The following is a 10,998-nucleotide window of genomic DNA, read 5'->3' as shown; positions in this document are numbered from 1 at the left end:
CCTCCCTACCTCCCCACCTCCCCACCTCTTCTGCCTTCTGCCTTCTGCTATAACTCATTTAGCCGCTTGACAAAGGATTAAACCAAACCACTTTTGCGGATCGGTAAAGACTTTTAAAGTTTTTAATCCTTTCGAGTCTAGTTCTTTTTGCACAGTTTCTAAGTCAAATTTGCGAGAAATTTCGGTGAGGATACTTTCCCCTTTTTCCCAAGTAACTTTAAAGTCTAAACTTTTTAAATTTACAACATGACTTTTTTGGCAATGTAAGTACATTTCAATTTGATTTTCTCTTTGATTATAAATTGCTTGATGTCTGAATAAACTTGTGTCAAAATTGCCTTTATACCGCCAGTTTAAATGCTCAAGCATATTTAAGTTAAAAGCCGCCGTTACTCCTTGAGAATCGTTATAAGCAGCTTCTAAAATTTCTATTGGTTTTTGCAAATCAATGCCAAGCAAAAAGTAATCTCCTGGGGCAAGTACATCAGTAATTTGGTTCAAGAAAACATCGTATTCCTCTGGGGTAAAATTACCAATGGAACTCCCCAAGAAAAAAATCATCCTTGCTGGCAAAGATGTGGGTTTTAATTGGTTGAGGGCTTGTTCGTAAGTTCCTACTAAAGCTTTAATCTGTAAATCTGGATATTCTTCTTTTAATTGCAGGGTACTCTCTTTGAGAATGCTTTCACTAACATCGATCGGCACATATTTACAGGAAGAATTTCGGGATTGATAAGCATTTAACAACAGACGAGTTTTTGTGGAACTACCACTGCCTAATTCTATCAACTCACAAGCACCCGTTATCTGTGCAATTTCATCAGAACATCCGCGCAAAATTGATGCTTCTGTTCTTGTCGGATAGTATTCTGGCAACTCACATATTTGTTCAAAAAGTTGAGAACCTTTATGGTCATAAAAATATTTTGGTGGTAAATTCTTTGGCTTTTTTGTTAATCCTTGAATAACATCATAGCCATCATTGTTTAGAGTTTGATGCTGACCCTGAACAGTTGTCAAAAATGTTGTTGCCATTTTACTTTTTGTTAATGTGTATACAATCAATATGGCAGATTTTGTTTTGGGGAGCAACACTTTTTTCTAAAGATTATTTTTTCGTATGAAAACATTAATGTTACTAAATTAGTAATCTATAATAATCATCGTAGATTCACTCCATAACATAGAAAAAATTTATATTAATTTTATTAATAAGTTATCAAAAAGTTCATCCCTTAGATAGTATTTTTATAATTAATTGTTAATTAAGTAAAACTACTCTATTTTAAGAAAGCAGAGGGAAGAAGCTAAGGAAAGCTTAGATAAGGCTGTTTCTTTTTTTCTTCCTAACGTCTAATTTTGGCAACACTACAATATGCCCATTTTCTTGTAGGAAAAGGGGAGAAAGGTGGTTGTTCATTTTTGTTTGGATGCTACTGAAATGTCATCTGTTCGAGCAACACAGTAATTACAACATTATCCCATTATTTGTGCTACAGGAACATTCGGCTATTGGTCTAAAGGGGGACATTTAGGGAAGAAGGAACAAATATTTCTATTATTTGGTTCCGGTTTGGGTTGGTAGCCCGATTCGCTAGAATAAAAACCTATTGCATTGGATAGGAAATTGCCTGCTCTACTGAAAGTTGGTTAACTGACTTAAGCAAAACAGAAGTCTATGTGACAGCTTATCCCACTATCCAAGCAGCAGCAGTTTCCCAGCCTATCCCTTGGCGTGTGATTTCGGGTGTTTCGCCTGTGAGGTCTAGAATCGTTGAACCTACATAACGTGGTTCTTCGCCATTATCCACAATAATATCTACTAGTTTTTCTAGGTGGTCGAACAGTTCCACCTGAGAGAAGTGACCATTTTTTTCTACAGAAATGGGTGCAGATTCATCTTGATCTAACACATGAGCGGACGTTGAAATAATCGGATTACCTACTGCATTCAGTAAAGCTAGACACACGGGATGATCTGGAACTCGAATTCCAGTAGTTTTCCGCTTTGGATTCATGACGATTTGGGGTACTAGCTTGGTTGTCGGTAAGATGAAGGTGTAAGGCCCTGGAATCAAGCGTTTCATAATCCGGTAAGCTGTGTCTGTGACAAAAGCGTAGGTAGCGACATCAGATAAAGAAGGACAGAGGAAGGTCAATGGCTTGTCATTTGACATTTGTTTGATGCGCCTGACTCTTTGAATTGCTGATTTAGAAGAGATGTCGCAGCCGATCGCATAAACTGTATCTGTCGGGTATAGCATTACCGCCCCGCTTTTCAGGTCGTCCTCGATCTGCTCTACAATCCGAGTTTGAGGTGTATCTGGGTGAATTTGGTAAACTGTAGCCATAAAGATTTCGCTAGTACAACAAGGCTCTAAGGAAAGAACGCCTGTTTTTAACTGTATAGTTATTTCTGCCACACTAATTGTCTATTTTTCTAACTAATGACGATCGACTAATGACCAATGACTAATAACAAAGGCAAATGAAAAAAGTAGCTTACCTGGAATGTCCAACTGGAATTGCTGGTGATATGTGTTTAGGCGCACTAGTTCATGCTGGTGTTCCTTTGGATTATTTAATAGAAAAGCTGAGTCTTTTGGGAATTTCTGATGAATATCAATTGTGGGCAGAATTGGTGCATCGCAATGGTCAGGAAGCGACAAAAGTTCATGTAGATTTAACTAATGACGACGATCGTCATCACCATGAAGATCATCATATTCATGCCCGCCATTTGCCAGAAATAGAAAAGATAATTCTAGCAGCCCGATTGCCTAGTCAGGCAGAATTTATGAGTTTAGCTGTGTTTCGGAAATTGGCAGAAGCAGAGGGTGCTGTTCATGGTGTCGCGCCGGAAAAAGTGCATTTTCATGAAGTGGGGGCGACTGATGCTATTGTCGATATTGTTGGTACTTGTTTGGGTTTAGATTGGTTAGGAATTGAGCAATTTTATTGTTCGCCTTTGCCTACTGGTGGGGGTACAATTAAAGCGGCTCATGGTCAAATGGCAGTCCCAACTCCTGCGGTTTTAAAGTTGTGGGAATATCGGCAAGTCCCAGTTTATAGTAATGGAATTGAGAAGGAGTTGGTTACGCCAACGGGAGCAGCGATCGCAGTTACTCTGGCAAATTCTTTTGGTTCTCCTCCACAAATGACTATTCAAAAAGTAGGTTTGGGTGCAGGTTCTCGGCAATTACCTATTCCGAATATTCTCAGATTATGGATTGGTGAGGAAGCAACATCAGCTACTACTAATAATTACGCTGCAACAAGTGTTGAATTAGAAACTATTGCGGTTTTGGAAACTCAAATTGATGATTTGAGTCCGCAAGCGATCGCATACACTTTTGATGCTCTATTAACAGCTGGCGCTTTGGATGTTTTTACACAACCAATTGTGATGAAAAAGTCCCGCCAAGGTGTGTTATTAACTGTCATTTGTCATCCTGAAAAACAATCTATTTGCGAAGCAGTTTTATTCCGAGAAACCACAACTTTAGGAATTCGCCGTTCCATCCAACAAAGGTCTATTCTGCAACGGGAAATTCAAAAAGTCTCAACACCTTATGGCGAAGTCAGGGTAAAAATCGCCGGAACAAATGGCAATATTACCAATGTTCAACCAGAATACGAAGATTGCGCCCAATTAGCCAAGGAACATAATGTGAGTTGGCGAGAAATACATCGGGTTGCTTGCCAAAGTTGGTATGATAAAGCTTGATTGCCTCTCTAACACTTGTGGTGGAAAACCCTAGTTTTGGGGACTGGGGATAACAGGCAAGATGATGACAGGCAAGATGCCTGTCCTACGGGACTGAGATTCCTGATAAATCAAGTATTTTACAAAACAATCAGGTTTACCGATCGCCACAAGTGTTGGAGAGCCATTTATAGCAGAAGGCAGAAGGCAGAAGGCAGAAGGCAGAAGGCACAAGGAAAAACCTTATAAAACAAGGGTTATGACTTTTCATCTTGCCTTAATCGCCTTGGCGGTTGCTATATTTCTCTTAAAAATAAACTCACTTTATTGTAGAGTTTGTTAACTATAACATTCTTATTAAGATTTGTCATCATTCCGATTACAGAATCCAGAAAATTAACTTGTAACTTAAACTACAATCATTAATTTGTTGGCAAAACTGGCTCTCCGGTACTTATGGTGATAAGCAAACCTGATGAGTTAATGAAGTGCTTACTATACAAGGTTTCCCAGTCCCCAGTCCCCAGTCCCTAAAACCAGGTTTTTCCACCACAAGTGTTGGAGAGCCTGTAATTTGCCCGATTAATCAAGCTTTTAGTTAGCTAAATTATAGATAATTTATTAGTAATAATTTTAAGTATTTCTTAAAATAATTTATCAGTAAATATTTTCACTGAGAAAGCGATCGCAAATATAACCAATCCATTAATTAACCTCTTTTTTTTCTGAGAGTTATGTTAGTTCCGGTTAGGTGTTTGGGTAATATAAGTTAGGTTTTTTGGGCTTATTTATCTCTTAGAGTCAACAAAATATAGCTGATTCATTTAACCAGGAAACCTTTCATAGAGAAATATTTTGGTGTGAGTATGTACTCTATTTCAACTCACAAAGAGATGTCTTTATGCGTGCAGCATAAAGTGAATTATTAACAGTATGGCTACCGTAAATTTTTCAGATTTTATTGATGTCAACTTTTATCGCCAAAGCAATCCTGATTTGGCTAATTTGACTGATGCTCAACTATTAAACCACTTCAATACAGTGGGAATCGATCAAGGGAGAATTTTTTCACCTTTTATCGATCTGAAATTTTATCAGCAAAACAACCCTGGATTGGCTGGTTTGAGCGATCGGCAATTGTTGGTAAATTTAGTAAATAGTGGTATCAATGAAGGTAAAGTTTTTTCTCCTTATCTAGACCTTAACTATTACCGCCAAAAGAACCCTGATTTGGCTAGCTTCACTAACAAACAACTGTGGGATCATTTCAATAAAATTGGTTTTGCCCAAGGAAGAACAGCTTCACCAATTCCTTATAATAGTAGCTCTGGTTTTGGTTTAGTAAATGCCACCGCTGCTGTTGCCGCTGCCACAGGACAAAATCTCTTTCCAGAAGTAGCCAATTTAGGCGGAAATAAATGGGGTTTGGATGCAATTAAAGCGCCAGAAACTTGGAAAAAAGGCTACACAGGACAAGGAATTGTTGTCGCTGTTGTAGATACTGGAGTTGATTATAAACATAGCGATTTAGATGGGAATATTTGGGTTAATCCTAGAGAAATTGCTGGCAACAACAAGGATGATGATGGCAACGGTTATATAGATGATATCCGGGGTTGGGATTTCGTTAATAATGATAACGATCCAATGGATTTAGACGGACATGGTACTCATGTTGCAGGTACAATTGCCGCAGAAAATAATGGTTTTGGTGCTACTGGAGTAGCACCCAATGCCAAAATTATGCCTGTAAGAGTGCTGGATGCTTCTGGCAATGGTTCCCTACTTGATTTAGCTGCGGGAATTCGTTATGCAGCCGATAATGGAGCAAAAGTAATTAATCTTAGTTTAGGTGGAGATATTAACACTCCGACAGTAGCTTCAGCTATTAAATATGCGGCAGAAAAAGGAGCAACTGTAGTTTCTGCGGCAGGAAATGAAGGCCAATCTCAACCAGGCTATCCAGCCAGATATGCTTCGCATTTTGGTATTGCTGTAGGTGCAGTAAATGCAAATAATCAAATGGCAAGTTTTTCCGATTTAGCAGGAAAGTTACCTTTAGATTATGTAGATGCTCCAGGGGTGAATATTTACTCTACTTTTCTGGGTAATAGCTACAGAAATATGAGTGGTACTTCAATGGCATCGCCTCACATTGCGGGAGTAGCAGCGTTAGTTTTAAGTGCTAATCCCAATCTGAAACCTGTGCAAGTAGAAAGAATCTTAACTGCAACTGCTAATTCCACTGTTGTTAAGTCAGCAAATCAAGTTTTTATTAGTAATCTTTCTGCCAATTCCAGTCAAGTTGCTAATGCCAGTGTAGATAGCTTGACTGGAGATATAATTGATGGGACAACAGGTGATTTTATTGCGGAAAATGCGCCAGTAATTCAGAGGATAAATAGGGTAAAGCCAGATTTTATTTTTCCAGGTCAAAATGAGGTTAATTCATTAGTATCTACCCAGGCAAGTTTCCGCGAATTATCGATCGCTGATTTGAGTTATGAACTGCATTCTCTTGGTAATAGTACAAGGGTGAGGATACAGGATATTTTATGCGATCGCGGATTAGGCACAGACATCAACAATACATGGACACGGATAACTGAAACCGGAGAATTGTTCCGTTAAAAAGGTTTGTATTGAAGACTTCAGTCTAAAAAGCATGAACAAAAGTCAGGGAAGATTACCTCAATGACCTGAAACTTCCCTGACTTTTTATTTATTATTGGTGATTAATGACCAACAGCTAGTTATTCCACATCCACAGAATGACTATCAAAAGCTCACAGGCTACTATCTAAAGCTTGGTCTGCCTTAGATTTTAAAGAGCTAGCATTTTGTTTGGCATTTTCTACCACATCAGGAGCAGATTGGGCGGCATTTTGTGTATTTTCTTTCAAATTTTCTACACCACGTTGCGTACCCTTCGCTACACCTTCAGCAGTGTTTTTAGCTGATTCGGTAACATCTTTGGTCAGGTTCCCAACTCTTTCATTTAAAGGTGTACCTTTGCTAAAGTTTTCCGCGTATTTGTCGAAGCTGTCAGCACCTTTTTGAATATTACCTTCAGCCTTTTTTACAATCTCTTCAGCTTTACTCTTTACACCAGAAGTATTCGCTCTAGGATCGACATCACTATAGCCATTCATTCCACCTCTGTGAGGAGAAGAAACAGCATTTGAGGGAACTTCAGGTCTGCCATTTTTGTCTAGAGCGTTTGCAGGCCCATCACTACAAGCAGTGGTAACGATTACTAAAAGTCCAGCCAGAAAAACGGTTAAAATTCGGAACAAACGAGTAGGATTAAGCAAAGAAATGATTTGGTTCATGTTGTACTCCTTGTTTAGTGTTTGATGTTTAGTTAGCCAAGAAATTACCTGTCTTTAGCAGGGTTGACTTGTAACTCTGGTTCTGTTGGTTGTTCAAACTTATCTTTGATGAAAGCTGAAGCGTCTTTGAAAGTTTCCCCGACTCTTTCCCAAATTTGTGCATTGGGATCGTTGCGATTAATTACACCTTAACGAGGCGCAGGAATTTGAGTAACAGATCTCTCTAATTCCCTCTCTCCTCTTGGGCCAATATCGGGATTTCTAGAGCTAGTAGCATCAGAACCAGGATAGAGTAAATCAGAAGCGTCACTCTCAATACTGGCAGCAATTAACTGATGAGAAATTAGCTGAAGATCGGCTCTATTGTTACGTTCTTTATTGACAGTTTCACTGTTCACCCTTGGATCGCTAGATGCGTTAAAGTTGGTGTAGCCATCTCCACCATTTTTGTAAGGATTATTTGCGCCTCCAGCTTGTACCGGAGGATTGTTTGGACGTGCGCCTGTGACATTACCACTGTTACAAGCAGTCGTAAAAAATAGCACTATTCCTGCCAAAAAAACAGTCAATATTTTACCCAATTTCACCTTTTTAATGAAATTAGTTAAACTTTTCACTCATCCCTCCTTTTTAATTTCTATCAACACTTATTAACTTAAAAATTAAATAATAAAGTTTCCATCTAACTGAGGTTACATTCTTTTTGAAAATTGAGGCAAATTTTTCTCTAACTATAGAGAGAGTCATAGCAACTAAGAGCTTTAAGACAATTTCCTAAAGCCCTTTTATACAGATATTTTTGCTTATGACTTTACATTAATATCTGGTGCCGGGACGACTTGCTTCATCAGGTTCACGGTAACGCACTGGTTCTTCATGTTTGTTGCGACCAGCTAAACCAGCTAAACCAATTAAACCTAGTAAGCCTAACCAACCCCAATCAAAACTGTCTCTGTTGTCTGTGTTGTAATCAGCAGTCCTAGAAGTGGTATTAGTACCAGTAGTTGTATCACCAGTTGTACCAGGTGTACCAGTTTGGGCGGAAACAGGTAATGCCAGAGGCAAAGATGCTAAACTCAAAGTTACTAAGCTAGCGCCGAGAAACTTGGACAGTTTGCCAGTTTTCATTTTAAATTTCTCTCCCTTTTATAAGTATTTACAGATTGTCAACAGAATCCAAAACTATTGAAATATCTGATTTGTTTTGTGCAAGCTAACTGCGTAGCTTTACTATGATGGTGCAAAATTAAATTTGAACCATCATCAATCTTCAGCTAGAGAATCTTTAACTCTAGAACTCAGCCTTGAGACATAGACAAAATTTGTGGTATTGCTTACCTATTCTGAGTATAAATAATTTAAGAATTTTCCGCATCTTATAGGCTACTTTGTAATCACCCTTCAGTTGATAATTCTTCCTTGTTTAATTCTTCCTTTAATTGTTTTTCATCAACAAGATAGCTGGCTATTTTATTATCTTGCTTAAGTTGAGAAAAAATTCTCCAAGTATTCCAATTCCAATTGCGATCGGTACTAGATCTATTAGGATTGGATTTCTGCATATTCACTAAATTGTATTCCACATTCTCGGCATAAATCGCGAATGTAATATTGAATAACTCCAAAAAGTAAATAACCCATTGACATTCAGCTTCGGGATATTTTTGATAGTACTCAATTAATGTAGCAACACAAGACTCTAAGTGCGATCGCGAATTCGGAGAGATTAAAATAATTTTTAACAACACTACTACCAAAGTTAAAGGATTTCCTTGGGACAGCAGTAAAACAAATAATTCTGCGGGTTCTTGTCTATTTTCTGTTGTCAAAAAATCAATGACCCGATTGCAGCTTCTTAAAATCAATGCCTGATTTAATAAGTCTTCGTCATGTTCGGCATAAATTGTTTCTAACTTAGCTGACAAATTCTGATTGAAGAGATTAACAACTCTAGGGTTTTTTACAGAAAATAGTAAATAATTGCTGAGGCTTTTTTTATAAAATCTATAGTTCGTGTTCTCTGTCTGTTTCCGAAAAATATTCGCCAAATTTGTGTAGCTAAAAGGGCCACGCTTGACTAAAATTCTCTTAATCAAACGTAAAACGTCATCTCCCAAACCTGTAGGATTTGCTAAATTCCTGTGATTACTGGCAGCAGACTGTGTATAAGCAGTATACATAGCCAAATCAAATTTAAACTTATCTTTTAGCTCTTGAGAAAGTGCTTTCGCTGCTGTTCGCTGTTCTTCTGAATTTCTCACATCCAGATATTGTGGTACTAAAAGATAACAAGCATAACGATGCGCCCAATGTCCTTCCGTATCAAAACGCGCTGCAAATAACTTCAGTTCTTCATAATCCTTACTTTTAATAAAATTAATCAACCAATACCGAATTCGATTCAAGTTTTTGGAAATAGTTTCTTCATGGATTTTTGGCTCATCAAAAGCTTCTATTAAATCTTGAATCGCTTTTCGCCTTCTGGTGGCATCCCAATTGTTAATTAAAATATAGCAAGAACGTTTCAGTGTATTTCTAAACTCAGTTTCGTCATTTTCAAAAACAATTTTGTAGAGAGCTTGGAGAACTTCCTGCTTCGCTACTTCTGATTGATAAATAAACAGGTTTTTAAATTCTTGTAGTACAATTTCAGGAGGCCACTGCCTAACAATGTTAAGCAAAAACCTATAGATAATATCCTGTGACTGTTGTAGACGTGAACCTTGACCGCTTAGCTGGATTGAAGTATCCCGCTGATGCACCGTAGGTTGATGATCCATATTTAATCTGCCTGAAGTGGTAGTGCTTCCTAATAAATAGCTTGTTAGGTTGTATGGAATAACGCTGAGGGCACCCTGATTGGATTTCGTTGCAGTCTAACTTAAAGTACTTCGATTGTACAAGATCTGTGGTTAACTCTTCTGATTCTAAATCAGAGTTTGACTTATGCTAGTGCAAGAAGGCAGAAGGCTCCAAGGAAAGAAGGCGAACACAAAGTTTTTTCACTTGTTTTCAACTGTATAGTGATTTCTGCCACGCTGCTCTACTAGCTTCTGATGATTCTTGGATAATACTAGCCAGTATAATTTATCTTTATCCTCTGATATTTAATGTCTGTTTTTCTGTGTTTGTAATATTTTTTGACGATCGTTCTTTAGATAATGGCTATTTCACCCACATTTCTCACCCTAAAGTGTGACATTAAGGATTTTTAGGAACGGGGAACTCTTCGCAGGTAACAGGAAGACTTATTGCCTTACAAAGAAGTCTAAAATTTTACTTTATATTTCTTCTAAAATCCGAAATAACCGATTGTGACAATACTGGCTGCGAAATGTGAGACCTAAGTGATTATGGCGATCGTTCTCAGAAAAATCATCAAGCAGTTACCAGGCTAATTCCGATAATTGCTTATCTGTTAAAGATTCTAGACTTATGGGGGCAGAGGGACTTGAACCCTCACGACCTTTTACGGTCAACGGATTTTCATTCTCTCGCAGCTTTCGCTACTGCCTGAAAATCAGCTCAGGCTTTGAGAATTGGACTCTCTCTTTACCCTCGGCTTTACGTTAGGGTAGCTCCCGTCGAGTCTCTGCACCTTCCAAAAAGTTCTGAGTTACTACTCTTTATCCTTTTGGCTTGGCTCAGGATTGCCATATCTGTCACCAGATTTAGGTTTCCCTGAATTTGAGAGCCGTCACTTGCAGGATTTCTCCTCCAAGGCTCAGTTTTCTAAGTCCGTAGCGTCTACCATTCCGCCACACCCCCGAACTCAGCTGGAAATTTCAGCTTTTTTTCGGCTGGATTCTTATAGTACCGCAAAATTCTGATTTGTACAAATATTTAGAAAAAGTTTTTTGGGGAACTAGGGAAAGGCTCCAAGGCAGAAGGCAGAAGGCTCCAAGGGAAGAAAGGCAGAAGGCAGAAAGTAAAAATTTCTCTTGTCCCCTTGTCCCCTTG

8 protein-coding genes are annotated in these 10,998 nt (G+C 38.3%); 2 read left to right on the top strand and 6 right to left on the bottom strand.

Annotated elements, in window-relative coordinates; all coding sequences use genetic code 11:
* Window positions 1–54 precede the first annotated feature (54 nt).
* Both egtD and IQ264_RS28545 read right to left on the bottom strand, forming a co-directional pair.
* Window positions 55–1,035, bottom strand: a complete 981-nt coding sequence (gene egtD, locus IQ264_RS28550) for an L-histidine N(alpha)-methyltransferase (protein ID WP_193985384.1) — start codon at window positions 1,033–1,035, stop codon at window positions 55–57.
* Window positions 1,036–1,688: 653 nt separating this feature from the next.
* Window positions 1,689–2,351, bottom strand: a complete 663-nt coding sequence (locus IQ264_RS28545; RefSeq protein WP_193985383.1) for an L-threonylcarbamoyladenylate synthase — start codon at window positions 2,349–2,351, stop codon at window positions 1,689–1,691.
* 137 nt (window positions 2,352–2,488) lie between these two features.
* Here IQ264_RS28545 and larC point away from each other — a divergent pair, with 137 nt between their 5' ends.
* Both larC and IQ264_RS28535 read left to right on the top strand, forming a co-directional pair.
* Window positions 2,489–3,727 carry a nickel pincer cofactor biosynthesis protein LarC gene (gene larC, locus IQ264_RS28540; RefSeq protein WP_193985382.1) on the top strand — a complete coding sequence of 413 codons (1,239 nt, stop codon included), beginning with the start codon at window positions 2,489–2,491 and terminating at the stop codon, window positions 3,725–3,727.
* Between the two features lie 912 nt (window positions 3,728–4,639).
* Window positions 4,640–6,337, top strand: a complete 1,698-nt coding sequence (locus IQ264_RS28535) for a S8 family peptidase (RefSeq protein WP_193985380.1) — start codon at window positions 4,640–4,642, stop codon at window positions 6,335–6,337.
* Window positions 6,338–6,492: 155 nt separating this feature from the next.
* Here the strand turns inward: IQ264_RS28535 and IQ264_RS28530 are convergent, their stop codons facing one another.
* From IQ264_RS28530 to IQ264_RS28515, 4 genes are all read right to left on the bottom strand, one after another.
* Window positions 6,493–7,038 (bottom strand): DUF6658 family protein, encoded by a 546-nt coding sequence (locus IQ264_RS28530; RefSeq protein WP_193985378.1) that lies wholly within the window; start codon window positions 7,036–7,038, stop codon window positions 6,493–6,495.
* A 188-nt stretch (window positions 7,039–7,226) separates the two neighbouring features.
* Window positions 7,227–7,655, bottom strand: coding sequence for a DUF6658 family protein (locus tag IQ264_RS28525; RefSeq protein ID WP_228061895.1), 429 nt, complete (start codon window positions 7,653–7,655; stop codon window positions 7,227–7,229).
* 199 nt (window positions 7,656–7,854) lie between these two features.
* The gene (locus IQ264_RS28520) at window positions 7,855–8,166 is read right to left on the bottom strand and encodes a WGxxGxxG family protein (RefSeq protein ID WP_193985376.1); all 312 of its coding nucleotides are present in this window, start codon (window positions 8,164–8,166) and stop codon (window positions 7,855–7,857) included.
* A gap of 266 nt (window positions 8,167–8,432) precedes the next feature.
* Window positions 8,433–9,818: a hypothetical protein gene (locus IQ264_RS28515; protein ID WP_193985375.1), complete on the bottom strand. Its 1,386-nt coding sequence runs from the start codon at window positions 9,816–9,818 to the stop codon at window positions 8,433–8,435.
* Window positions 9,819–10,998: the final 1,180 nt, after the last annotated feature.

Origin of the sequence: [Phormidium] sp. LEGE 05292 (assembly GCF_015207735.1) — a bacterium.
Taxonomy (GTDB): domain Bacteria; phylum Cyanobacteriota; class Cyanobacteriia; order Cyanobacteriales; family Aerosakkonemataceae; genus Floridanema.
Note: the sequence above shows the minus strand (reverse complement) of the source record. Positions and strands in the feature narration are given on the sequence as shown.

What these genes read in the sequence shown, in the direction of transcription:
- IQ264_RS28515 (WP_193985375.1), bottom strand. Translation starts at nt 9,818, where the DNA reads ATGGATCATCAACCTACGGTGCATCAGCGGGATACTTCAATCCAGCTA.
- larC (WP_193985382.1), top strand. Translation starts at nt 2,489, where the DNA reads ATGAAAAAAGTAGCTTACCTGGAATGTCCAACTGGAATTGCTGGTGAT.
- IQ264_RS28545 (WP_193985383.1), bottom strand. Translation starts at nt 2,351, where the DNA reads ATGGCTACAGTTTACCAAATTCACCCAGATACACCTCAAACTCGGATT.
- IQ264_RS28535 (WP_193985380.1), top strand. Translation starts at nt 4,640, where the DNA reads ATGGCTACCGTAAATTTTTCAGATTTTATTGATGTCAACTTTTATCGC.
- IQ264_RS28520 (WP_193985376.1), bottom strand. Translation starts at nt 8,166, where the DNA reads ATGAAAACTGGCAAACTGTCCAAGTTTCTCGGCGCTAGCTTAGTAACT.
- egtD (WP_193985384.1), bottom strand. Translation starts at nt 1,035, where the DNA reads ATGGCAACAACATTTTTGACAACTGTTCAGGGTCAGCATCAAACTCTA.
- IQ264_RS28530 (WP_193985378.1), bottom strand. Translation starts at nt 7,038, where the DNA reads ATGAACCAAATCATTTCTTTGCTTAATCCTACTCGTTTGTTCCGAATT.